Raw genomic sequence first — 22,429 nt, 5'->3', positions numbered from 1 at the left:
TTTTCCTCACTAGCTAGGCATGTTGAAAACTTTTTCGCGTTTCCATTGAGTCGGCGTGAAAGTTTTGATCGTTAATGCATGTAATTCACCGCTGGCAATGTGTGCCGTCAACGGTGCATAAATGGCTTGTTGCTGTTTGACTCGGCTCATACCATCGAAGCATTCACCTACGGCGATCACTTTATAATGGCTACCATCCGAGCTAGCGTGAACTTCTTCAAGCCCTAACGCATCACGTAAAATCTGTTCGATTAAGCTGCATTCCATGAAATCTATTACCCTATTCTCAATGCGCTTCTTCGGTAAAGAAGGCATCTAAATCATATAAATCAATTAGTTTTTTAAGTTGTGGTGAAGCAGAACTCAATACAAGTTGGCTGCGATGTTCACGCACTAACGCCAGCAAAAATGCCATGCCAGCGCTATCACTGTATTCGAGCCCAGACAGAGACAATATCTGGGTTGACTCATTTAGCAGTTGTTGTCGCTGTGGCCAAAGTGTAATGACATCGGCTTGGGTTATGCGCCCTTTGAGATGACAAACTGTCCCCTGTTGCACAAATTCAATCACGATTGTGACTTCCCAGACTTAGCCTTCATGACCACTTTCTCTTTAGTGCGATCTTCGAGCATCTTAATCACGGGATCGATACCCTGTTGGCGAATTAGATTAGAGATTTCCGACTGCTTAGAAGACAGTAAGCTCACACCTTCGGCAACTAAATCAAATGCTTTCCATGAGTCATCCTTTAAACGGCGCGCCTTAAACAATAGTTTAATCGGTGGGCGACCGGCTTCGATGATCTGCACGTTTACATCGACCATTTTCTCTTTGCTGAAATCAATCCCAGGTGAGAATTCCACTTTTTGATTAGTATATTCAGTAAAGGCTTGAGCATAAGTAGAGATTAAATAACCTTCAAAAGCATTGACGAAACGATTGCGTTGCTCTTCGGTTGAATCCTTAAGATATTGGCCTAATACCTTATAAGAAGCGTATTTATAATCGACATAAGGCATGAGTTCTTCACGAACAATCACCTTTAAATGGTCTGAATTTGCGTCGATTAATGCTTTATCTTTGTGAAAACGATCGAAGGTTTTATTGGCAACGGCTTTCACCATGGCATACGGATCTGTCGTATCGACAACCACATCAGCGGCGACTGCGCTCGTTGCCCCTAAAACCATCACTAACGGCAATAAAAAACGAGATAAGTTTTTAAACATAGCGGTAACCCCTATTTATCCTTCGAACCCATACTATATAAGAACTGACCAATCAGCTCCTCCAACACTAATGCCGAGCGAGTGTCGTCAATCTTATCGCCATCTTCCAGCATACTGACATCATCGTCGACAAAACCCGGTGTTAACCCTAAGAATTGTTCGCCCAACAAACCCGAAGTCAAAATGGCTAAACTACTGGTTTCAGGGAATTTATCGTAACGCTTGTCCATCACTAATGTGACCACAGCCACTAACTTAACTGGGTCTAAATCTATGCTGCTCACTCGGCCAACGACAACACCGCCAACCTTGACTGGCGAACGCACCTTCAAACCACCAATGTTGGTAAAATTGGCTTGTATGGTATAAGTGCTATCGCTGCTTTTCACTTCAATATTGGCGACGTTAAAGACTAAGACCAAAAAAGCGGCCAATCCTGTTAAAAGAAACACACCCACTAATAATTCAATTTTTCGTGTCAACATGTTCAGCTACCACTCTGTTAATCCATCTAACCTGTGTCGAAATCCGCAGTGTTCCGTTAGCGGCCAAACATCAGGGCTGTCAGTAAAAAATCCAATGCCAATACAGCGAGGCTCGACTGAACGACAGTCTGGGTCGTTGCACGGCTGATGCCTTCCGGATTTGGGATCACTTGATAACCGCGATATAACGCAATCCAAGTGACCACTACGGCAAACACACCACTTTTGATCAAGCAGTTAACTATGTCCTGACGCCATTCGACAGACGCCTGCAGAATCGACCAAAACGCACCACTGTCGATCCCTTTCCATTCCACGCCAACAAGGTGCCCGCCATAAATACCTACAGCGGTAAACATCAACGCCAGCAATGGCATACTGATCACTCCAGCCCAAAAGCGCGGTGCAATAATCTGCCTTAATGGGTCAATCGCCATCATTTCTAAACTGGAAAGCTGCTCAGTACTTTTCATTAAACCAATTTCAGCGGTTAATGCTGAACCCGCCCGTCCCGCAAACAATAACGCGGTAACAACTGGCCCTAACTCACGCAGTAAACTGAGCGCCACCATAGGACCTAAGCTTTCTTCGGTGCCAAAACCAACTAAGATGTTGTAGCCTTGCAGTGCGAGCACCATGCCGATAAAGAGTCCTGAGACTAAAATAATCACCATAGATTGCACACCGACCACATAAATCTGGCGCACTAATAATGGAAAACCTTTACGCACGCGTGGCCAGCGAAAAATCGCGCCCCACAGCATAAGGCCTGCACGGCCAAAGCCGAGCACTAACTCAATCGCGCTGCGGCCTAAGTCGGCAATACTGTCGATTAACTTCACTTGCCAACTCCTTTTGCCATTAATTCTTGCTGGTAATCATTTGCCGGATAATGGAACGGCACAGGGCCGTCCGGAGCACCTTGAATAAACTGTTTCAGCTGCGGATTATCAGCGTACTTTAATTCTTCAGGGGTACCGTGGGCGATGACTTTTTTGTCAGCCACCACATATACATAATCGGCAATGCCAAGCACTTCATCCACATCGTGGGACACTACAATTGAAGTCAGATTCAGCGCATCGGATAACTCACGAATAAGCTTTACTAACACACCCATCGATATTGGGTCTTGCCCTGCAAAAGGCTCATCGTACATCACCATTTCAGGTTCAAGCGCTATGGCTCTAGCCAATGCGGCGCGGCGTTGCATACCACCGGACAACTCGCTTGGCATCATCTGAGCGGCACCACGTAAACCTACGGCTTCAAGCTTCATCAGCACGATAGTGCGAATAATGTCTTCAGGCAGTCCAGAATGTTCACGCAGTGCAAACGCCACGTTATCGAACACATTAATGTCGGTAAACAGCGCGCCACTTTGAAACAGCATGCTCATCCGCTTACGCAGACTAAATAATTCATTGCGACTCACGCCATGGATATCGTGACCGTCGAATAACACTTGTCCATGGTCAGGCGTTAATTGGCCGCCAATCAATTTCAACAGGGTCGTTTTGCCTATGCCGCTCGGCCCCATGATCGCCGTCACCTTGCCCCTTGGAATGGACAGGCTAATATCTTCATATATCACACGCTGACCGCGGCTAAACCCCAAATTACGGATCTCAACCAACGGCGTTTGTTCTTGAGTCATGCTTGATTCCGACATTTGCAAATGAGGTGATCCTAGTCTTCCGAGACTGACCAATCGAAGAGCCGCAAATTGTACGTAATTGCGCTTTAACCTACAACCGAATCGACACTATCGCCCTGCGATACTTTCAATTTGCCTCATTTACAGCGAAAATGCGCCCTAAGTTTTCACTCTGCACAGGTAAAATGTTACTTAATGTTTTCAACCTGGTTGCAGAATTGGCAGTATTGGCTAATTCGTTCGCACTTAGCTCACTCTTTGCCCACTTTTATCGGGGAGAGTCGATACGCAATTGCGCAATAGAGGCATCCCATAGGGTAATACCCGCTGCGATATGGAATAAATCCATTGAAATAAACGACAAAGACGATGATATTGCTCAAGACCTTCTGCCGCTAAACACGTTATTGTGCGTGAATAGCTAACGCAGCTGAACTTGACGAGTCGGATCAATCGCTCTAGCCTGCCGCAATTGTTTTGCTGTTTTCGGTAATTAACCACAGCAAGACATAAGCTAAATTGTCTGAAAACAAACTAATACTTGGCAGAAAGCCTATTACATATCATCTTTATCGCGTACCAAATTGTGCTATTCCAATCCCATCAATGGGGCGACAAAGACAATGCAAAAAGAGAGATAGACATGGTAGACAAATCACAACTGCGCCAATGGGGTTGTAAAGTTATCGACATTGAAAAGTCAGCCCTAGACAATCTTTATCAATATGTTGATTCGGCTGAATTTGCAGAAGCTTGCGAGTTGATCCTCAACTGCACAGGCAAAGTGATTGTCATGGGAATGGGCAAATCGGGCCATATCGGCAATAAGATTTCTGCCACCCTCGCCAGCACAGGAACGCCCGCATTTTTTGTGCATCCGGGTGAAGCCAGCCACGGCGATCTGGGTGTATTAGCCGATAACGATGTGATTTTAGCGATTTCAAATTCCGGTGAGTCGAGCGAAATCCTCACCTTAATGCCGGTCATCCAACGTATGGGCGTGCCTGTTATTGCGGTAACGGGTAAACCCGAATCGAATATGGCGCGATTATCTAAAGTGCATTTATGTATTGAAGTCCCAGAAGAGGCTTGCCCACTTGGACTTGCCCCAACCTCAAGTACCACAGCAACCTTAGTGATGGGCGATGCCATCGCCATTGCGCTGCTGCAAGCTAAAGGCTTTACCCGTGATGATTTTGCTATGTCCCATCCTGGCGGTGCATTAGGACGTAAGTTGCTGTTAAAAGTCTGCGATGTCATGCATAGCGGTGATGACTTACCGCTCGTCAATCACGATATTTGCATCACAGAGGCTCTGTACGAAATCTCCAAGAAAGGCTTAGGCATGACGGCGATTATCGATGATCAGCGCAAGCTTGTTGGTATCTTCACCGATGGTGATTTACGCCGCGTTATTGATGCAGAAGTGAATTTACGCACGACGCCCATTGCCGATGTGATGACCCGTAACTGCGTCACGATCACGGATAATGTATTGGCCGCCCAAGCGCTGCAAGTGATGGACTCAAAAAACATCAACGGATTAATTGTTATTGATAAAGACCGCCATCCTATCGGCGCTCTTAACATGCTAGACATGGTTAAAGCAGGAGTCATTTAATGCCACAGCAAGGATTTTACGGCCCAATCAGTGATGATGTGTGGCAACGCGCGCAAAAGATTAAACTGTTAATCTGTGACGTCGATGGGGTGTTTTCCGACGGCCGTATTTACTTGAGCAATAGCGGCGAAGAGCTCAAAGCCTTCCATACCCGTGACGGTTATGGCGTGCGCTCACTCCTCACCAGCGGTTTCAACCTCGCCGTGATCACAGGACGTCAATCCAAAATCGTTGAAAACCGTATGACAGCCCTTGGTGTTACCCATATTTACCAAGGCGTAGACAATAAGTTCGAGCCCTATGAAGCATTGCTCGCACTTTATGGTGTCACCCCAGAAGAAGTGGCTTATATCGGTGATGATATTGTCGATCTCCCCGTGATGAATGTCGTCGGTTTAGCGGTCAGTGTTGCTGACGGCCACCCCTATGTACGCCAACACGCCCATTTTGTGACTACGCTCAATGGTGGCCACGGTGCACTGCGTGAACTCACAGATCTGTTACTCCTAAGTCAAAATAAATTCACTTCGGCCCATGGAATGAGTATATGAGTCGTGTGACACTCGCGATTATCGCTTTTTTTGGAACCGCACTAGCGCTTTACTGGCAGGTCCAGAACAAACACAGCGGTGATTCCGATAACAGAGTAAAAGATCAAAATACCCCAGATTTCATCGTTGAAGATCTGCGCAGTGTTGAGTTCAATGAGCAAGGACTAGTGAATAGCCGTGTGACGGCGAAACACATGGAACATTATGATTCAACGAATCAAACTTTCTTTACTCAACCTGTTTATCTTGTTTATCCAGACCAAGGTAAAGCACAATGGCAACTCAGGGCAGATCAGGGCAAGCTAAACAAGGAAACTGGCAAGGTTGTATTAGAAAATAATGTTATTATCGATGCCATTAGCCCAGAAGAACCGATTCAGACCTTGTCCACCAGTTATCTGGAACTCGATCTCAACACTATGATAATGACCTCTGACCGTACCATTTACGTCACAGGGAAAGATTTTAATATTCAAGGCCAAGGCCTTTATGCCGACCTCAACGCGCAAGAAGTGCAATTGACCAGTCAGGTAGTAGGAACATATGAAGCAAAATAACGTATTACTTGCCAGCCTAATGCTAATTATGAGCATGAGTGCTTTCGCGAAAGTGGGCGACTTAAAGCAAGAAGTCAAAATTAAAGCTGTGAGCCAAACTGCGGATATCAAAAACAACCAGATCATCTTCTTTGGTCCAGTTGAAGTTACCCAAGGCTCAATAAAAATCCAAGCAAATGAACTGCGTGCATTTTCCGCTGAAGGTGAAAATAGCAAAACTTTGGTCGCCACAGGCAACCCTGCTACGTATAGCCAGATATTAGACGATGGCCGTCCTGCATCGGCTAGCGCGAAAGAAATTCGTTACGATATGGCAAGCCGCACCTTAACTCTGAAAGGTATGGCGTCATTAGATCAAGCGGGTAGCCAAGTTACAGGCAATTTAATCCGCTATAACATGATTCAACAGAAATTGATGGCCGAGAGTACTGGCAGTGGTGACGATCGCGTGATCACTATTATTCAGCCAGAAAACTATCAAGATGATGCCAAATCAGATGCTCCAGCGGATAAACCTGTAAAAAAGCAGGACTCTAAATGACCCAAATCACCTTAAGAGCACAAAATCTGGCGAAAAGTTACAAGAGTCGCCAAGTGGTTAAAGACGTCAGTCTGACGGTAAAAACCGGTCAAGTCGTTGGCCTACTCGGTCCAAACGGTGCAGGTAAAACCACGACCTTTTACATGGTTGTCGGGCTAGTGAAGAGCGATAAGGGACATATCTTTATCGACGATGATGATTTAACCGCAGATCCTATGCATCTGCGTGCCCGCAAAGGCATAGGTTACTTACCGCAGGAAGCCAGTATCTTTCGTAAGCTAACTGTTCATGACAACATCATGGCCGTACTGCAAACTCGTAAAGAACTTAAAAACGAAGAACGAGAAGAAGAACTAGAACATCTGCTCGAAGAGTTTCATATCACCCACATCCGTGACAGCCAAGGCATGTCATTGTCGGGTGGCGAACGTCGTCGCGTCGAAATTGCGCGAGCTTTAGCCGCTAATCCTAAGTTCATTTTGCTCGATGAACCGTTTGCAGGCGTCGATCCTATTTCGGTTATCGACATCAAGAAGATTATCGAACAACTCAAAAGTCGCGGCCTTGGCGTACTGATCACAGACCATAATGTCCGCGAGACATTAGATGTATGTGAACATGCTTATATTGTGAGTCACGGAAACCTGATTGCCGAAGGAACTCCAGCAGAGATCTTAGACAATCAGCAAGTTAGGGCTGTGTACTTAGGTGAACAATTCAGGCTATAGTTAATCGAGCGAAGCCAATGGAGGCAATTTATACCGCCATTGGGCTTCACTCAAGATAATAATAAGCGACCTCATCCAACAATAATAACGTAGGGATCAGCGGTAACATGAAAGCGTCACTCCAGCTCAAACTGGGTCAACAGTTAACCATGACGCCACAACTACAACAGGCTATACGTCTGTTGCAACTGTCGTCATTAGAACTGCAGCAAGAGATCCAGCAAGCATTAGATTCTAATCCCCTTCTCGAGCTGGAAGAGGATCAATTCGACGCCACTAAAACCCCTGTAAACCAAACGCTATCCGATACGGATTTCAGTGAATCTAGCACTCTGCCACCAGAAAAAGACAGCTCCACCATAGACACGGCAGAGTCGCTAACCAAAGAATCCATGCCCGATGAGCTCCCCATGGACACCACATGGGATGAAGTGTTTACCGCCTCCCCAAACTCAGGCCCCGGCGGCAGTCGTGAAGACGATATGCCCTTCCAAGGCGAGACCAGTGAAGGTTTGTACGAACACTTAGAATGGCAAAAAAACCTCACGCCGTTTTCTGAAACCGATTTAGCCATTGCCACCGCCATTATTGATGCAATCGACGATCAGGGCTATCTCACCCAAAGCACTGAAGAAATTCTCGAAGCCATGGGCAATCCTGAAGTTGAGCTTGACGAAGTCGAAGCCGTACTCAAGCGCATTCAGCATTTTGATCCCATAGGCGTTGCCGCCCGCGATTTAAGTGAATGCCTGCTGATCCAACTGTCGCATTTCGCCGCTGATACTCCCAACCTAGAAAACGCCCGTATGCTGATCAAAGATCATTTAGATCTGATCGCCGCCCGTGATTTTAGGTTGTTGATGCGTAAGACTAAATTAAAAGAAGATGAATTAAGGGATGGTATAGCACTCATCCAAACCCTCAATCCTCGCCCAGGTTTGTTGATCACGCCCAATAATGACGAATACGTTATCCCAGATGTGTCTGTGTCGAAGAAAAATGGCCGCTGGGTCGTTGAGCTTAATCCTGACTGCATGCCCAAAATCAATGTAAATCAACATTATGCTTCTATGGCACGCAGCACAAAAAACCAAGCCGATAGCCAATTTATTCGCGGCCATCTGCAAGAGGCTAAATGGTTTATTAAGAGTCTAGAAAGCCGTAACGACACTTTGCTTAAAGTTGCTAATTGCATAGTGCAATATCAGCAAGGTTTCTTTGAGTATGGTGAAGAAGCCATGAAGCCTATGGTGCTTAACGATATTGCTGAAGCGGTAGAAATGCATGAGTCCACCATCTCACGGGTCACAACTCAAAAATACATGCATACCCCTAAGGGACTTTTTGAACTAAAATACTTCTTCTCTAGCCACGTCGGGACTGACGATGGTGGTGAGTGCTCATCCACAGCAATCAGAGCCTTTATAAAGAAACTGGTGGCAGCGGAAAACCAGAAAAAACCATTAAGCGATAGTAAGATGGCTCAACTTCTGGCAGAACAAGGGATCAACGTAGCCCGCAGAACCATTGCGAAGTACCGAGAGGCTATGCTTATTCCACCTTCTAATCAGCGTAAAAGTTTATAACCTACAGTGGATATCGGAGGACGTTTCTATGCAAATAAACCTAAGTGGGCACCATATCGAAATTACCGAATCGTTACGTGCATATGTAGAAGAAAAGTTTTCAAAACTTGAACGCCATTTCGAACAGATCAATAATGTGCACGTTGTGCTCAATGTTGAGAAAATGCAACAGATTGCCGAAGCGAGAATAAACCTCATAGGTGGTGAAGTTTTTGCTACTTCAGAGCATGCTGACATGTATGCCGCTATAGACGCCCTGATTGACAAGCTTGACCGTCAGGTTATTAAACACAAAGAGAAGTTAACAAAACACTAATAATGGAACTTTGTACCATACTGCGGCCGGAGTGCACTACCTGCGCCACTCCGGGCAGCAAGAAAAAGGTACTGGAACTCATCAGCGACTTAGTCGCTGCCCAGTACCCGACCCTCTCATCTCAAGAGATATTCGAAAGCCTAGTGGCGCGCGAAAAGATGGGGAGCACAGGTATAGGTAACGGCATCGCCATTCCACATGGTCGACTAGCCGATATAGATCAGCCCATTGCCATACTCATTAAGTGTGAAGAGCCGATAGCATTTGATGCTATCGATAAGCAACCTGTTGATATTTTATTTGCACTACTGGTGCCTGCAGACCAATGTCAGCAGCACTTAAGTACCTTGTCTTGCATGGCCGAAAAGCTGAGCGACAAGCAAATATTAAAGCAATTACGCAAGACGCATGATGAAACGGAACTCTATCAGGTAATCACTGGATGAAACTGGTCATAGTGTCGGGCCGCTCAGGCTCAGGCAAATCTGTCGCCCTTAGGGTACTCGAAGATCTCGGCTATTATTGTGTCGATAACCTTCCCTTGCCATTGATTGGCAGTTTGCTTGAGCAACTCAAAGGCAGTAACGATCTCGTCGCCATCAGTGTCGACGTGCGTAACATGCCTGAGCAGGATAAGGTCTTAGTAAAACAACTCGCTAGCCTACCTCCAGATACTGAGTTAACGAGCTTCTTCCTTAACTCCAGCGATAAAATTCTGCTCAAGCGTTACAGCGAAACCCGCCGTTTGCATCCTTTGTCGAAGAGCCGAGTCTCTTTGCAAGAAGCGATAAAGCTGGAGGGGAAACTGCTCGAGCCTATGTCAAAACTGGTCGATCACTACATAGATACGTCGAATTTGAATATCTATGATTTAAGCGACCAAGTCCGACAAATTCTCCTTGGTAGTGTCGATAAAGAACTCGTGATCAACTTCGAGTCCTTTGGCTTTAAGCACGGAATGCCCACCGAAGCCGACTTTATGTTCGATGTACGCTTTCTACCTAATCCCCACTGGGAGCTGGCGCTGCGGCCATTGACTGGTTTAGATGAACCCGTAGCTGAGTTCTTAAATCGCCAACCACTGGTCAATAAGTTCATCTGGCAAATCGAAAATTTACTGGAGACTTGGCTGCCGCACCTTGAGCGTAACAATCGCAGTTATTTAACTGTGGCCATTGGCTGCACAGGTGGACAGCACAGATCGGTTTACGTCGCAGAGCAATTGGCCAAACGCTTTAGTAACGGTAAACATAAAGTGTATGCCCGTCATCGAGAGCTCAACAATGCCAAAGCTTGAACGTCAGATAACTATCTGTAATAAGCTCGGTTTACATGCCCGTGCCGCCACTAAGTTGGTGGTACTGGCTTCCGAGTTTGATGCGACCATCACCTTAATCCAAGGCGATAAACAAGCATCGGCCGCCAGTGTGCTTGGCTTGCTGATGCTTGAAACTGGTATGGGTAAAACCATTAAGCTGATCGCCGAAGGCCCAGATGCAGAGCCGGCTCTCGATGCCATTTGTGCCTTAATCGACGCTAAGTTTGACGAAGCCTGTTAGTTTCACTTCACACTAAGCACTTCATCGTTAGTTTCACTTCATGTCTAGTTTAAAAAACTTGTCATTCAGACATGGCAAAACATTTGTCGCTCGACGATACAAGCTACTGGCGATTACACTAGCGGTCATTGCGCTGGCCTTACCTTAGCCGCCTTAATCTGTGTCATCGACTGACGCTTAGTCACCGCTAAATCCTAGCCTAACACCAAGATCTCAAACCAATTTGCCGCACAATGGAGGACAAATGCCCGTAGATAATGCAGAAAACGATCACACCGGACATAGTCTTGACCAGTTAAACCAAGCGCTTAGCAGCGGCATGTTTGTACACGTGCGTAATATGCTGCAAAAAATGGCCGCCTCAGATATCGCGCTGATCTTAGAATCATCACCGCCAAATGCCAGACAAGTACTGTGGCAGCTCATCGATCAGGAACAAATAGGCGACATACTCGATGAGTTGAGTGAAGAACTCAAAGACCCACTGATCCGCAGCATGAGCCCTGAGCGAGTCGCGAAAGCGACAGCAAGCATGGACACCGACGATCTCGCCTATATTCTGCGAAGTCTTCCCGACGCCGTTTACAAACAAGTGTTGCAGTCGATGACGGAGCAAAATCGCCTGAGGGTAGAACAAGCCCTATCTTATCCAGATGAGACCGCCGGCAGCTTGATGAATACAGATACAGTCACCTTAAGACCCGATGTGAATATCGATGTGGTGCTGCGCTATCTTCGGCAAAGGGGCAACCTACCCGACACCACAGATACCTTATATGTGGTCGACAAACAGGACAAAGTCCTTGGCGGGGTTAGGCTGGCAGATCTGCTGACTTGCGCGCCAAGCACCACAATTCGCAATATCATGGATCCCAATATTCAAAGTATTCCGGTGAGCATGTCCGACAGCGAAGTCGCGCAGAAATTCGAACGCAATGACTGGGTATCGGCACCTGTCGTCGACTGTGATGGTAAGCTGCTCGGACGTATCACAATCGATGACGTAGTCGATGTTATCCGCGAAGATGCTGAACATTCCATGATGGGTATGGCGGGGATGGACGGAGATGAAGATACTTTTGGTCCTGTGCTAAAAAGTACCCTACGTCGCTCGCTCTGGCTCACTATAAACTTATTCGCCGCCCTGCTTGCCTCGTCGGTCAGCAATATGTTTGAAGGCACTATTGAGCAATTTGCCACTATCGCCATCCTAATGACGATTGTCCCTAGCATGGGCGGTGTTGCCGGTAATCAGACCTTAGCGCTCGTGATCCGCGGTATTGCTTTAGGCCATATCGGCCAAAGCAACGCTCGCTGGCTTATCGGTAAAGAGCTATCGATTGGTTTTCTCAATGGTTTGATGTGGTCGATTTTAGTCTTTGTCGCCGTGTGGCTATGGAAGGATGATATGGCACTGGCGGGCTTAATTGGTAGCGCTATGCTGATCAATATGACAGTAGCTGGGCTTGCAGGTGCGAGTATTCCATTGATTTTAAAACGACTTAAAATCGATCCTGCTCTCGCTGGCGGTATGGTGCTCACCACAGTCACTGACGTGGTTGGCCTGTTCGCCTTCCTCGGGTTAGCGACGCTCTACCTGATGAACTAACGCTTTAACAGTTTGAGCTAATAACAAAAACGGCACCTCAAAGGTGCCGTTTTTTATCCCGCTGGAAAACTAAAGAAGGCTATTTTGCCGGAGGTTGAAAACCATAACTGCTCAGAATCGCTTGGCCTTTTGTCGATAGAATAAACTCAGCTAACGGCGTAGCGGCAGTATTAGCGCCTTGTAAAACCAGTAAACCATAGTCGGCACCCACGGCGAGCTCCTGCGGTAAGTAGATGATTTGTAAACTCGGCACCTCTTTTTTAGCCAGCACAGCATTAGTGCAATAGGTTAAAAAGATATCCGCTTGCTTGTTTTCCATCACCCAGCCATAGGGGTTGCGATCTTTAGGCGGTTTAACGCTCTCAGGGCCGCCCGTCAGTTGTAATGCCTTGGTCTCTAACGCGGCTTTCGCATTGGGTTTTACCGCTTCGGCCTTAGCAAAAACGGCCCAGGCATAATCACCCGCTGGGTCGGCTTTCGGGGTTGAGGTACCGACTTTAACCTTAGGATCTAACAAGGTATCGAGTAACGTCGCACTCATCACCTGAACTGTGTCTTGAGCAATGGCGCAGAGTTGATTACGGGCAAACATTTGCACCGCTTCGCCCTGACCCGAATCCACTAATGCCTGTGGATGTTTCATATTCGCCGAGGCAAAGATATCGACTTTCTCGCCCTCTTGAATGCGTTTTAACAATAAACCTGAGGGTGCATATTGCGCTACAACACTCATTTGCGACTGTGCTTGATAAGCAGCAATAATATCACTCATCGCAGCCTTTAAACTGCCTGCGGCGCGCAGTTCTATCGGCGCGACTCCTGTGGTCAGTTCGGCTTTCATCGGCACTCCTTGTACAGCGGTCACCATGATGACAGGACTTAAACTCAAGGCTACTAACACATTTTTGCTTATCATAGTCATATTCTCCTTTAGGCACTAAAAGTCATTCTTGTGACTTATTCCCATACAGAACGTGAAATCGATAAAGGGATCAAGCTGAAGTCATCCCAAGGTAATTAGCAGTGATATGTTTGTGGTGCAGGTCACTCAAGGTGCGCTTCATAAAGGACAAATTGTCTAATTGAAGCACGGCAAGCTAATCACTCAATTAGCCCACCACTGAAAACAAAAAAGTCGCCCCTGGCGACTTTTTCAGCGAGAACTTTGTGCTTAGACCAGACTATTTACCCGTTGGTATTAGTACGATCTCAACGCGGCGGTTTTGTGCTCGGCCATTTGCATTGGCATTTGATGCAATAGGACTCGCTTCACCCATACCTTTTGATTTTACACGGGCAGAGGCAACGCCTTTACTCATCAAGTAATTACCCACTTCGCTAGCACGGACCTGTGACAGACGTAAATTGTAAGAGTCTGAACCACTGCTGTCGGTATAACCTAATACGTTAAGCTGCGTTTTGCTGTATTCCTTGGCCACAACCGCCACTGAGTTCAGCACACGTTTAGCACCGTCGCTTAACTCGGTTTGATCTACGCCAAAGGTCACTTCATTAGGCATATTCAAAATGATGTTATCGCCGTTACGGGTCACACTCACGCCCGTTGAGGCTAATTGTTGGCGTAATTTGGTCTCTTGCACATCCATGTAATAACCAATACCACCACCGACTGCAGCGCCCGATGCGGCACCAATTAAAGCACCTTTACCGCGGTCGCTCTTGCTCGAAGATACCACTCCAATTGCGGCACCCGCGACGGCACCAATCAATGCGCCACTAGTCGCTTTAGCGGTTTGTTCTTCGTTTGAATAGGGATTGATTGTTGTACAACCCGATGCAACTAGCGCGGTCGTCAATACCACTATGGCTAACAGGGATGGTTTAGATTGCACTGCCTGAAAACACTTCATCATTTATAACCTCTTTATATGATTGATGACTGTGAATACCGCTCAAAAGGGCAAGAAATATCACGTCCATTAGGTAATACGAATGACCTAGGGATTGCCACAAAGCAGGCAGTATATAAGCAATTGCGCTGGAGACAATCCTTTATCCATCTTCAATTATGCTAATCCAGATTTTAGTCAGCAAAGATACAGATTTCGGGTTTAAATCATGGCTTGTACCAGCCAATTTAATATCAAGTCTATGGCACCGAAATAGTGCACCTTGCACCTTTATTGGCAGCACTAAAAAATAACGCCGCTTTAATCGAAGGCGCAATCCAATGATTTAAAAGGTTAAAATAAAAATTAGAATATTGGCACGAATTTTACATACTACTAAGTGAGTAGACAGTCAGACGCGGTAAACATCGCCGAAAACTAGAGTCGACTTCAACAGGATTAATCCAAATTAAATGGACCTATCGAGACAGAAAATGGGCTCGAGTATTTAGGGTCATGAAGGAGGAAGTATGAAAAAGATCATGAACTTTATCGCACTATGTCGCCACGAATGGATTTGTCTGCGCCATCTAGGTCTGAGCCAGTGGGATTTAGAACAGCGTCACTATCATCAATAAAAGGCAACGCAAACGGTCATATTTTGGTTCGAAGGCAGTAAAAGAGGGAACGCTCATGGGAATCGCAGAAAATAGTCTCAAGCTACATGTTATCACCGAGGTTAAAGTACAAGGTCGCTTACTGTCGGATGTTGCACGTCAATACGGTTTATCTGCCAAGGCAGTCTACCAATGGGTGCGAGAAAGCGATCTGCAACCCCAGCAAAGAGAATGCGCATTAATGAGTGAGATTGCCCAGCTACAGAAAAAAATTAAACAGCTCAATCATGAACTACGCACGATAGGTTAGCCTGTACAACAAGCTAAACGTGCCCGAATAGACAAGGCCGGACGAGATTGCATATCGCCCTGCTGATAACGCTAACGATGTAAAAGATGTGCTAACAACAATAATAACAGCGCCCTTTTTAGTCCGGCCTTGTCGTCCAAATTGATGAACCCAGCGAAGATTGGGAAATAGTATTAACAGCAATAAACGGATAGGGACAATGCAAAAGTTTCGGCAAGACTAGGGAGGGAGTTATCTCCCCCAAGATCAAATATGTGAATTGTGCTCCCCCAAGTCATGAACATATTTCTCTCTCTGGCCTTGTCATTTTATTCACAGGATCAATGATGATCCAGCACTGCAATGAGTGTAGTGCGCCAAGGAAGGCCGTGATTGGTATTACATAGATTGACTGAAGAGTGACCAAGGTTTCGGCAAGGATTGAGGGAGTTGTCTTCCCCAAAGATTAAATATGTGAATTGTGCTCCCCCAAGTCATGAACATATTTCTCTCTCAACTCTTGTCCTTTTATCACACTGTTCGATGATTGCTAGCTTGTTTGTAGCAACAAGGATGGCCCCAGCTTCCATCGGGGATTAAGCCAAGGATTGGCTAACGCCAAAAATTAAATAACAATAATAAAATCAATAACAAAAATAATAATTCACTTAATTTTTAGCATAAAAAAGACGCTACTTTGAGCGTCTTTTTTATGGGTGAAAAACAACGACAGACGATTAATAGTCTTCTTCGTTTGCCTCTTGGATCCGCTGCTTACGCTCTTGTGCCTCTTCAAAGGCTGCTTGGATTTCTTCCAAGACCGCACTAACATCGGCTTCGACCAGCACTTCGGTAAACTCACCCGTTAATGGTGTTTCAGGCTTCAATTCACCGGCTTCAAAAAGGGCCCAAATTTCTTTGGCGTATTGTGTTTTTAACAGCTCAGGAGCATACAAACCATAGTATTGAGTCATGTTATTCACATCACGCGCTAACATCCATTTAGCATGGTTATTTGCAGCGGCATCGACGGCCTGAGGCAAATCGATAATCACTGGCCCTTCACTGTCAACTAACACGTTAAACTCAGACAAGTCACCGTGCACTAACCCAGCACAGAGCATACGTTTGACATAGGTCATCACCAACGCATGATCCTTCAAGGCTTTTTCTGCCGACATACTAACATCGTTTAATCTCGGCGCGACATTGCCCTCGGCATCCGTCACTAACTCCATCAGCAACACGCCATCGAAACAACCGTAAGGCGTTGGCACACGTACACCCGCATTCGCTAAACGGTAAAGTGCTTCAACTTCAGCATTTTGCCAAGCTTCTTCCTGCTGATCGCGGCCAAATTTAGACCCTTTTTCCATCGCGCGCGCGCGACGACTGTTACGGACTTTTCGGCCTTCTTGATATAACACAGCTTGCTTAAAACTGCGCTTGTCCGCTTCTTTATAGACTTTGGCACAGCGGATATCATCACCACTGCGTACAACGTACACAGTCGCTTCTTTACCGCTCATTAACTGGCTAATGACCTCATCGACCAGTCCTTCATCAACCAGGGGTTGGATTCGTTTCGGAGTTTTCATAGCGCCCTTATACCTTACTTAGGCATGATATGGAATACTGCGGGCAAATCTTCATACAAAAGCGGTCTCCAGCGGAAGTTTGATGAATATAGTTTAGGATTGTTAAACGAATTTTAAGTAAAAACTAATGCACTTGCGTGTTAAACACAATACCAGATTTACTCAGCACTTTGGCAAAGAAAGAGACTGAAAATACCGCTTTAACTAAAAGAATATTCTTTTATGCTCACCCCAATAAAACCAGACTCAAAACGACAAGCCATATTCCACGGCGAATATGCCAATCCAAGCCAGTTGAAATAATACCCATAGCTAAATTGTTGTAGGAACTTAACTCAAACAAACAAGGCAATCACACTGCCCACGGTCGCCGCCGCTTTCAATATTTGGCCTGCACTGTAATAAGTGTCGTTTGAACTCTTAACGTCATCTACATCATCCGCACTAGGCTCAGATATTTTACTCCTTGCAGTGCCATCAAAACTGACCTCAGCTTTAGGAGCCGCCAGTCCTAATACACCATAGCTAAAGGATTTAAGTCCGCTTGGCTCGGCGGTATCAAGGGATTGATGAGACGACTTAACTGCCGGTAATGAAGCTGAATACGCAGATGAAATAAGTGAAATCATAGCGAGCACCAAAGCAGACATTAAAGTGTTAACCACAAACTAACACAATATCAGCTGCTTATCATGCATTCATCCGCTAAACTGTGATGGATTCTGCCCAACAAAACGCATCTATGACCGTATAAATGGCGGTATATATAGCTAGATCTCCCCCATAAGAGCCTTTATCCTAAACGCCACAACATATAGAGAACTTATCCATGCACTATCCCAGCATTTTCCTCGCACTTTCAGTCCTATCCCTGACTCAATGCAGCAGCTTATCGATTGAAGAATGCGCCAATAGTGATTGGTTTGCCCTTGGGCTTGCCGATGGCAACCGTGGGACAAGTTCTGGGCAATTAAATCAATATCAAAAAGATTGTCGTGAATTTAATCTCAGTGTCGATACAGCGCAATGGAAACAAGGATACCAGCAAGGGTTAGCAAGTTACTGCGTGCCAGAAAATGGCTACCGCGTAGGCTTAGCGGGAGAAAGTTATTATGGGGTTTGCAGTAATAACCAGTTTGTTGAGCGCTATAACCAAGGCCATCAACAATACCTGACCAACAAACGTTTAACTGAGATTGCCGATCGCTTAAATACCATAGAGAGAGAAATAAGCAGTCTTGATGGCAAGATCAATAATCTCACCGACAAGGCTGACTTATTGAAACAGAAAAACAGCCTACTCAACGAAAAAAACCAACTGTTAGATGAAAGATCTCGCCTACGCAGACCTGATATGCGCTTCGAATTTAGATTTTAAGCCATAAAAAAATACTGAACCCAATAAGGACTCAGGGCGTTAGCTTCGCAGCTCGTTATTTTTGCGGTATTCCACTACTTGTAACCTTGAACATTTGACCCAAAGCGACCAATTTAGACTTTCTAAACGCAGGCGAGCGCAGAAAAAACACATAGTAAAGTAGGCTAGCGGACGTCCATGCTATGGCTAAACTCCATAAATCATGACTCAAGAAGTGGGCGCCGCGTAACTCTTGGCCAATGCCAAATACTAGGCCTAAACTCAAACCAAAGATTAATCCAAACTTAGCTAAATGCGGGCGATACTCATGCAGCACGTAATACAAGGCAACCCAAGCAAACCCGCCGCTGGCATGGCCACCCGGGAAACATTGACCAAACTCAGCACTTTTAGGTAAACGAGAAAACAAGGATGAATGTATCATCTGGCCGCCAAACTCAATCACATCCCACGGGCAGGTCATGTGAGTAACGCTCTTGCCTATTCGGACCAGCAACACACTCGCCAATACGCTACTAAATAGGTAAATCAGGCCCTTACGGTACGGTTTTACCCTGTCACTTCGAAAACTAAAGGCAATGCCGACTACGACACTCACCGCCAGCAAGATGACAAAGTTACGCCCAGTGACATGCAGTAAATCTTCGGTCAACCAATATCCTCTCAATGGCCAAGAGTCGATACCCCCTTGCCAATGAAATAACAAAGTCGCGACTTTCATATCAGCGTGAGTCCATTCAAGCCCCACTATGATCACTGCAAACACTAAAAGCGGCGTAATTAAATGCCCCTTAGCAAAATCCATAAATGTCATCATAACTTTATCTTTCAGATAGTTATTCACTAATAAATCCAAAAATCAGAACATTTAGTGTTAGAGTACCGTTGAATTCTTACCTAACACTTAAGAGATCTAACAGCGCAGCATTTAAGATAGAACCGAGATTTTGCAGTAACTAAATTTACCGAAAAGACTCACATCATGAGTAAAAAGACTATAGTTTATGAATAGTATCGCGCCTCTAGGACTGAGCATTCATGCCATACAACCTCGCCATTAACCAGTCTCAAAAAGATCGTTTATTTGCCGACATTGCGATCGACACAGACAAAATCGTTGTTCCCCAAGAAATGGTTGATAACTGGCAACAAACCTTAGATTTGCTCTCTGAATTAGTCGACACCCCCGCCGCTTTGATCATGCGTGTCCATCAAACCGATATTGAGGTCTTTACCTCGAGCCGCACCCAAGGTAATCCCTATAAAAAACATGATAAAGACAGTTTAGGCCACGGGCTTTACTGCGAAACAGTGATCAAAGAAGGTAAGGAACTCCACATTCCTAACGCCCTAAAGGATAAAAACTGGGACAAAAATCCTGACATTAAACTCGGCATGATCGCATACTGTGGTTTACCTTTACGTTGGCCAGATAGCAGTGCCTTTGGCACTATCTGCATGCTCGATAGCCAAGAGCATAATTACCCCCAATCTTTTCGCAGCTTACTCGCTCGGTTTCAAAATGGTATCGAAGCTAACCTAGTCACCCTTTATCAACAGGCTAAGCTACAACTGCACAATCAGCAGCTAGAGCAAAAAGTACAACAGCGCACCCATGAACTCGCCGAACTTAGCGGCAAGCTCATCAAAGAAATCGAAAACCGCACCTCCACCGAAACCTCACTGGAATACCATAAAAGCTACGATCCGCTCACGGGATTACCCAACCGCATCAATTTGATTAATAGTCTGTCGATCATGCTCGAAGAAGTTAATCGCAAAGAAAAGATTTCAGTACTCTATCTTGGGCTCCGCAATTTCAAATCCATCAACGACAGTTATGGTTACCTGATTGGCGATAAAATTCTCACTATTCTCAGCCAACGTTTACAGCACTATACCGATGAAAACACCTTTATCGCCCGCATCGCCGGCGCCGAATTTGTGATTATTCAAGCCCACAAACCTTCGAATAACGAAACCAATAAACTCATCAATAAAGTGCTTAACTGCTGTAACACGCCCTTTGGTGTGGCTGATTTTGTAATCACGATTCCCTCGAGCATGGGCATAGCACAAGCGCCTATGGATGGTATCGATGCCGCCATCCTGCTGCAAAAAGCCGGAGCGGCCATGACGATCAGCAAGGCTGATGGCTCAACTCACAGCTTCTTTAATCAAGATACGCAAGCCGCTTTAAACCTACGCTATCAACTGGAATCCCACTTGGTCGATGCGCTGAACAAGAACGAATTAAGTCTGCATTACCAACCCTTTATTAACTTAAAGACGCAGCAAGTGATTGGTGCCGAAGCCCTGCTGCGCTGGCATAATCCCATCCTTGGCAATGTCGCCCCAGACAGATTCATCGCCTTAGCTGAACGTAATGGCCAGATTATCGATATTGGCAATTTTGTATTGCATACCGCGCTGTCTCAGGCGGCAAAATGGTGTCGCGAGGTAGGCCAAGAGTTTAAAATCGCCATCAATATTTCCCCTTTGCAAATGCGCAATCCCCGCTTTAGCGAACACATAGCCGACTTACTCACCCTCTATCAATTGCCCCCCACCGCCCTAGAACTTGAAATTACCGAAGGCATGCTGATGCAGGATGAACACATTGCCCACAATGCCATCCAAAAACTACAAGAACTCGGTATCCGCATCTCCCTAGATGATTTTGGCACAGGCTACTCATCCTTAAGTTATCTACAAAAATACTCTTTCGACACCTTAAAAATCGATCGCTGCTTTATTAGTAAACTCGAAGAAAACGAACAAAATAGAGAGTTAACAAAGGCAATTATTGCCATTGGTAAGAAACTGGACTTGGAAGTGATCGCCGAAGGCGTAGAAACCCTAGAACAAGATGCCTTTATTCGTCATGAGGAATGCGACTTAGGCCAAGGCTATCTCTACGGTAAACCCATTACCGCAATACAGTTTGAGCAGGCATTTATCCATAAAAAAGAGCATTAAGTTCATCCTTAATGCTCTTTTTTATTTCGCGAATTAAAACCGACTGAATAATGCTACGTGAATAGTCATTTCCACAGAATGTTATAACTCACATTTGTACAAAAGTGAGCTAGTTTTTTTACTCTAATTCGTGGAGTTCGGATTAAAATTTCTATGGGTTATCACCTTACAAACGCAAGCCAACTGTTTTACGTCCGTTTAAGCAACTTATTATGTTCTCTTGCTAACCACCACAAAAATAAGATTGCTTGTAATCCCGAAATACCTGCATAAAACAAAAACAATTCAATTTTCATAGAAGGTAGTGAAATCAGAATACCGAAAGCTAGAATCCCTAAAAAATAACACCATTTATTCTGATTAAAGAACTTTACTGCCACCCAATGCACAGGAAAGCCAATTAACATCCATCCAATAATTGAGAATATAAAATAGAACACTAAAACAAAACGTATTGATCCATAGAAGTATTTAAAATCCATTGTTATTAAGTCAGATTCATTACTCCAGTAAAACAGCATAATTGGAACAAAACATATTGCTATAGCAATAAACACGGCTCGTAAAAAGTGCTCCAAATTCACAACCTCTCCCTGAGAACATAACGCCGCAAGCGGCGAGCGTTAGCGAGTCCAGCACCGAAGGTGCGATGCTGACTTGCCTTGTTAACTTTTTGCATACTCTACAACTAAAGACAGCGGGAACAAAAAAATAGCTGCCAACAAGAAATAACAACAAAGATAAAACACTCCGTAATAAACTGAATTTGTTATCTTACAAGCTAACTCCAATCTACGGGTGCCTAGCAGAGACGGAAAATAACTAGAGAACAGATTAATCGCATCAGCATTCTCTTCAAATAGTTTCACTAAGAAAAGCCTTAGCGTTGTGATAGTCATTACCATCCCTGCAAGGACAAAGGTAAAAAATAATAACCACTCAGCCATTTCAAAAGCTGTAACACCAACGAATGCAGCAAGAACAAGTAACATAGTGCCGATAACCCACCAGCGATAATAGCTTGCCGCCTTTTTTGTAAGGGCCTGATAGCAAAATTTAAGCGGTGCTTGAGGGTGCATAGTTCTTCCATAAAGTTAACGCCCACAGCACGCGCGGCTTTGTAGTGAAGGCGGATCTGCAACGAAAAGGCCGTCGCTGTGCCTGCGATTGTTGAACGAAGCCGCTTTGCGGCAGGAACAAGATAAAGCCATCCTTTTGCCCCTCATCCTAAATACTTGCTAGACGCGACCTGCTTCGGTCGCAAACCTAGGAGTATCA

The 22,429-nt window shown here is 45.3% G+C and carries 27 protein-coding genes; 14 read left to right on the top strand and 13 right to left on the bottom strand.

The genetic code is table 11. The annotated features are described in order from the left end of the window. Positions 1-9 precede the first annotated feature (9 nt). Genes KO533_RS20900 through mlaF form a run of 6 tightly spaced genes read right to left on the bottom strand, consistent with a single transcriptional unit; the run spans position 10 to position 3,372 of the window. Positions 10-267, bottom strand: a complete 258-nt coding sequence (locus KO533_RS20900) for a BolA family protein (protein ID WP_006086065.1) — start codon at positions 265-267, stop codon at positions 10-12. Between the two features lie 19 nt (positions 268-286). Next, complete coding sequence (locus KO533_RS20895) at positions 287-571, bottom strand: STAS domain-containing protein (protein ID WP_105251398.1); 285 nt, start codon at positions 569-571, stop codon at positions 287-289. Further along, positions 568-1,230, bottom strand: a complete 663-nt coding sequence (locus KO533_RS20890; RefSeq protein ID WP_105251397.1) for an ABC transporter substrate-binding protein — start codon at positions 1,228-1,230, stop codon at positions 568-570. Before KO533_RS20890 ends, KO533_RS20895 begins: the two co-directional genes overlap by 4 nt. Positions 1,231-1,241: 11 nt before the next feature. Next, entirely contained in the window at positions 1,242-1,715 is a 474-nt protein-coding gene (mlaD, locus tag KO533_RS20885; protein ID WP_219255969.1) for an outer membrane lipid asymmetry maintenance protein MlaD, read from the bottom strand. A gap of 56 nt (positions 1,716-1,771) precedes the next feature. Beyond that, positions 1,772-2,557, bottom strand: a complete 786-nt coding sequence (mlaE, locus tag KO533_RS20880; RefSeq protein ID WP_105251396.1) for a lipid asymmetry maintenance ABC transporter permease subunit MlaE — start codon at positions 2,555-2,557, stop codon at positions 1,772-1,774. Beyond that, positions 2,554-3,372: a phospholipid ABC transporter ATP-binding protein MlaF gene (gene mlaF, locus KO533_RS20875; RefSeq protein WP_063882287.1), complete on the bottom strand. Its 819-nt coding sequence runs from the start codon at positions 3,370-3,372 to the stop codon at positions 2,554-2,556. The genes mlaE and mlaF overlap by 4 nt, the downstream gene beginning before the upstream one ends. Positions 3,373-4,015: 643 nt before the next feature. On the opposite strand from mlaF, the gene KO533_RS20870 reads away from it, so the two are divergent. From KO533_RS20870 to mgtE, 11 genes are all read left to right on the top strand, one after another. After that, positions 4,016-4,993 (top strand): KpsF/GutQ family sugar-phosphate isomerase, encoded by a 978-nt coding sequence (locus KO533_RS20870; RefSeq protein WP_168825500.1) that lies wholly within the window; start codon positions 4,016-4,018, stop codon positions 4,991-4,993. Next, positions 4,993-5,544 (top strand): 3-deoxy-manno-octulosonate-8-phosphatase KdsC, encoded by a 552-nt coding sequence (gene kdsC / locus KO533_RS20865; protein ID WP_028759542.1) that lies wholly within the window; start codon positions 4,993-4,995, stop codon positions 5,542-5,544. The genes KO533_RS20870 and kdsC overlap by 1 nt, the downstream gene beginning before the upstream one ends. After that, complete coding sequence (lptC, locus tag KO533_RS20860; protein WP_105251394.1) at positions 5,541-6,101, top strand: LPS export ABC transporter periplasmic protein LptC; 561 nt, start codon at positions 5,541-5,543, stop codon at positions 6,099-6,101. Before kdsC ends, lptC begins: the two co-directional genes overlap by 4 nt. Continuing rightward, positions 6,088-6,642 carry a lipopolysaccharide transport periplasmic protein LptA gene (gene lptA, locus KO533_RS20855; RefSeq protein ID WP_105251393.1) on the top strand — a complete coding sequence of 185 codons (555 nt, stop codon included), beginning with the start codon at positions 6,088-6,090 and terminating at the stop codon, positions 6,640-6,642. Before lptC ends, lptA begins: the two co-directional genes overlap by 14 nt. Further along, complete coding sequence (lptB, locus tag KO533_RS20850) at positions 6,639-7,370, top strand: LPS export ABC transporter ATP-binding protein (RefSeq protein WP_105251392.1); 732 nt, start codon at positions 6,639-6,641, stop codon at positions 7,368-7,370. The genes lptA and lptB overlap by 4 nt, the downstream gene beginning before the upstream one ends. Positions 7,371-7,477: 107 nt before the next feature. Next, a complete protein-coding gene (locus tag KO533_RS20845; RefSeq protein ID WP_105251391.1) occupies positions 7,478-8,956 on the top strand; it encodes an RNA polymerase factor sigma-54 in 1,479 nt (492 codons plus the stop codon). A gap of 28 nt (positions 8,957-8,984) precedes the next feature. After that, positions 8,985-9,272, top strand: a complete 288-nt coding sequence (hpf, locus tag KO533_RS20840; protein ID WP_028759468.1) for a ribosome hibernation promoting factor — start codon at positions 8,985-8,987, stop codon at positions 9,270-9,272. Between the two features lie 2 nt (positions 9,273-9,274). Beyond that, positions 9,275-9,718, top strand: a complete 444-nt coding sequence (gene ptsN, locus KO533_RS20835; protein ID WP_006083071.1) for a PTS IIA-like nitrogen regulatory protein PtsN — start codon at positions 9,275-9,277, stop codon at positions 9,716-9,718. Then, a complete protein-coding gene (rapZ, locus tag KO533_RS20830; RefSeq protein WP_105251390.1) occupies positions 9,715-10,569 on the top strand; it encodes an RNase adapter RapZ in 855 nt (284 codons plus the stop codon). Before ptsN ends, rapZ begins: the two co-directional genes overlap by 4 nt. Further along, positions 10,556-10,831 (top strand): HPr family phosphocarrier protein, encoded by a 276-nt coding sequence (locus tag KO533_RS20825; RefSeq protein ID WP_006083073.1) that lies wholly within the window; start codon positions 10,556-10,558, stop codon positions 10,829-10,831. Before rapZ ends, KO533_RS20825 begins: the two co-directional genes overlap by 14 nt. Positions 10,832-11,075: 244 nt before the next feature. Then, on the top strand, positions 11,076-12,440 hold the full coding sequence (mgtE, locus tag KO533_RS20820; RefSeq protein ID WP_219235357.1) for a magnesium transporter: 1,365 nt from the start codon (positions 11,076-11,078) through the stop codon (positions 12,438-12,440). Positions 12,441-12,519: 79 nt separating this feature from the next. Here the strand turns inward: mgtE and KO533_RS20815 are convergent, their stop codons facing one another. Continuing rightward, a complete protein-coding gene (locus KO533_RS20815) occupies positions 12,520-13,356 on the bottom strand; it encodes a molybdate ABC transporter substrate-binding protein (RefSeq protein WP_219255967.1) in 837 nt (278 codons plus the stop codon). A 265-nt stretch (positions 13,357-13,621) separates the two neighbouring features. After that, positions 13,622-14,311, bottom strand: coding sequence for an OmpA family protein (locus KO533_RS20810; RefSeq protein ID WP_168825788.1), 690 nt, complete (start codon positions 14,309-14,311; stop codon positions 13,622-13,624). Positions 14,312-14,983: 672 nt separating this feature from the next. Here KO533_RS20810 and KO533_RS20805 point away from each other — a divergent pair. Continuing rightward, the gene (locus tag KO533_RS20805) at positions 14,984-15,217 is read left to right on the top strand and encodes a transposase (protein ID WP_219255965.1); all 234 of its coding nucleotides are present in this window, start codon (positions 14,984-14,986) and stop codon (positions 15,215-15,217) included. A gap of 716 nt (positions 15,218-15,933) precedes the next feature. On the opposite strand, the gene KO533_RS20800 is transcribed toward KO533_RS20805, so the two are convergent. Both KO533_RS20800 and KO533_RS20795 read right to left on the bottom strand, forming a co-directional pair. After that, positions 15,934-16,794 (bottom strand): PA4780 family RIO1-like protein kinase, encoded by an 861-nt coding sequence (locus tag KO533_RS20800; RefSeq protein ID WP_028759534.1) that lies wholly within the window; start codon positions 16,792-16,794, stop codon positions 15,934-15,936. Between the two features lie 335 nt (positions 16,795-17,129). Further along, on the bottom strand, positions 17,130-17,423 hold the full coding sequence (locus tag KO533_RS20795) for a hypothetical protein (RefSeq protein WP_251073509.1): 294 nt from the start codon (positions 17,421-17,423) through the stop codon (positions 17,130-17,132). A gap of 200 nt (positions 17,424-17,623) precedes the next feature. Here KO533_RS20795 and KO533_RS20790 point away from each other — a divergent pair, with 200 nt between their 5' ends. Continuing rightward, entirely contained in the window at positions 17,624-18,172 is a 549-nt protein-coding gene (locus KO533_RS20790; RefSeq protein WP_113939984.1) for a DUF2799 domain-containing protein, read from the top strand. Positions 18,173-18,227: 55 nt separating this feature from the next. On the opposite strand, the gene KO533_RS20785 is transcribed toward KO533_RS20790, so the two are convergent. Further along, positions 18,228-18,986, bottom strand: a complete 759-nt coding sequence (locus KO533_RS20785; RefSeq protein ID WP_173248693.1) for a phosphatase PAP2 family protein — start codon at positions 18,984-18,986, stop codon at positions 18,228-18,230. Positions 18,987-19,210: 224 nt separating this feature from the next. Between KO533_RS20785 and KO533_RS20780 the strand changes: the two genes are divergently transcribed. After that, on the top strand, positions 19,211-21,151 hold the full coding sequence (locus KO533_RS20780; RefSeq protein ID WP_219255961.1) for a GGDEF domain-containing protein: 1,941 nt from the start codon (positions 19,211-19,213) through the stop codon (positions 21,149-21,151). A gap of 188 nt (positions 21,152-21,339) precedes the next feature. On the opposite strand, the gene KO533_RS20775 is transcribed toward KO533_RS20780, so the two are convergent. Together KO533_RS20775 and KO533_RS20770 are read right to left on the bottom strand one after the other, a co-directional pair. Then, positions 21,340-21,735: a hypothetical protein gene (locus KO533_RS20775; protein WP_168825513.1), complete on the bottom strand. Its 396-nt coding sequence runs from the start codon at positions 21,733-21,735 to the stop codon at positions 21,340-21,342. Between the two features lie 81 nt (positions 21,736-21,816). Then, positions 21,817-22,230 carry a hypothetical protein gene (locus KO533_RS20770; protein WP_198573772.1) on the bottom strand — a complete coding sequence of 138 codons (414 nt, stop codon included), beginning with the start codon at positions 22,228-22,230 and terminating at the stop codon, positions 21,817-21,819. Positions 22,231-22,429 lie beyond the last annotated feature (199 nt).

The organism is Shewanella sp. NKUCC05_KAH, from assembly GCF_019345585.1.
Lineage (GTDB): Bacteria > Pseudomonadota > Gammaproteobacteria > Enterobacterales > Shewanellaceae > Shewanella > Shewanella oncorhynchi.
The sequence above is the reverse complement of the archived record's forward strand: the minus strand, read 5'-3'. Positions and strand labels throughout refer to the sequence as shown.

Bases quoted from the DNA above. Each gene is read 5' to 3' on its own strand.
- KO533_RS20785 (WP_173248693.1), bottom strand. From the start codon at position 18,986: ATGACATTTATGGATTTTGCTAAGGGGCATTTAATTACGCCGCTTTTA.
- KO533_RS20805 (WP_219255965.1), top strand. From the start codon at position 14,984: ATGGGAATCGCAGAAAATAGTCTCAAGCTACATGTTATCACCGAGGTT.
- KO533_RS20890 (WP_105251397.1), bottom strand. From the start codon at position 1,230: ATGTTTAAAAACTTATCTCGTTTTTTATTGCCGTTAGTGATGGTTTTA.
- KO533_RS20780 (WP_219255961.1), top strand. From the start codon at position 19,211: ATGCCATACAACCTCGCCATTAACCAGTCTCAAAAAGATCGTTTATTT.
- hpf (WP_028759468.1), top strand. From the start codon at position 8,985: ATGCAAATAAACCTAAGTGGGCACCATATCGAAATTACCGAATCGTTA.
- mgtE (WP_219235357.1), top strand. From the start codon at position 11,076: ATGCCCGTAGATAATGCAGAAAACGATCACACCGGACATAGTCTTGAC.
- KO533_RS20770 (WP_198573772.1), bottom strand. From the start codon at position 22,230: ATGCACCCTCAAGCACCGCTTAAATTTTGCTATCAGGCCCTTACAAAA.
- KO533_RS20815 (WP_219255967.1), bottom strand. From the start codon at position 13,356: ATGATAAGCAAAAATGTGTTAGTAGCCTTGAGTTTAAGTCCTGTCATC.
- KO533_RS20900 (WP_006086065.1), bottom strand. From the start codon at position 267: ATGGAATGCAGCTTAATCGAACAGATTTTACGTGATGCGTTAGGGCTT.
- ptsN (WP_006083071.1), top strand. From the start codon at position 9,275: ATGGAACTTTGTACCATACTGCGGCCGGAGTGCACTACCTGCGCCACT.
- KO533_RS20800 (WP_028759534.1), bottom strand. From the start codon at position 16,794: ATGAAAACTCCGAAACGAATCCAACCCCTGGTTGATGAAGGACTGGTC.
- KO533_RS20870 (WP_168825500.1), top strand. From the start codon at position 4,016: ATGGTAGACAAATCACAACTGCGCCAATGGGGTTGTAAAGTTATCGAC.
- mlaD (WP_219255969.1), bottom strand. From the start codon at position 1,715: ATGTTGACACGAAAAATTGAATTATTAGTGGGTGTGTTTCTTTTAACA.
- KO533_RS20845 (WP_105251391.1), top strand. From the start codon at position 7,478: ATGAAAGCGTCACTCCAGCTCAAACTGGGTCAACAGTTAACCATGACG.
- KO533_RS20790 (WP_113939984.1), top strand. From the start codon at position 17,624: ATGCACTATCCCAGCATTTTCCTCGCACTTTCAGTCCTATCCCTGACT.
- lptB (WP_105251392.1), top strand. From the start codon at position 6,639: ATGACCCAAATCACCTTAAGAGCACAAAATCTGGCGAAAAGTTACAAG.
- lptA (WP_105251393.1), top strand. From the start codon at position 6,088: ATGAAGCAAAATAACGTATTACTTGCCAGCCTAATGCTAATTATGAGC.
- rapZ (WP_105251390.1), top strand. From the start codon at position 9,715: ATGAAACTGGTCATAGTGTCGGGCCGCTCAGGCTCAGGCAAATCTGTC.
- KO533_RS20825 (WP_006083073.1), top strand. From the start codon at position 10,556: ATGCCAAAGCTTGAACGTCAGATAACTATCTGTAATAAGCTCGGTTTA.
- KO533_RS20795 (WP_251073509.1), bottom strand. From the start codon at position 17,423: ATGATTTCACTTATTTCATCTGCGTATTCAGCTTCATTACCGGCAGTT.
- kdsC (WP_028759542.1), top strand. From the start codon at position 4,993: ATGCCACAGCAAGGATTTTACGGCCCAATCAGTGATGATGTGTGGCAA.
- KO533_RS20810 (WP_168825788.1), bottom strand. From the start codon at position 14,311: ATGAAGTGTTTTCAGGCAGTGCAATCTAAACCATCCCTGTTAGCCATA.
- lptC (WP_105251394.1), top strand. From the start codon at position 5,541: ATGAGTCGTGTGACACTCGCGATTATCGCTTTTTTTGGAACCGCACTA.
- mlaF (WP_063882287.1), bottom strand. From the start codon at position 3,372: ATGACTCAAGAACAAACGCCGTTGGTTGAGATCCGTAATTTGGGGTTT.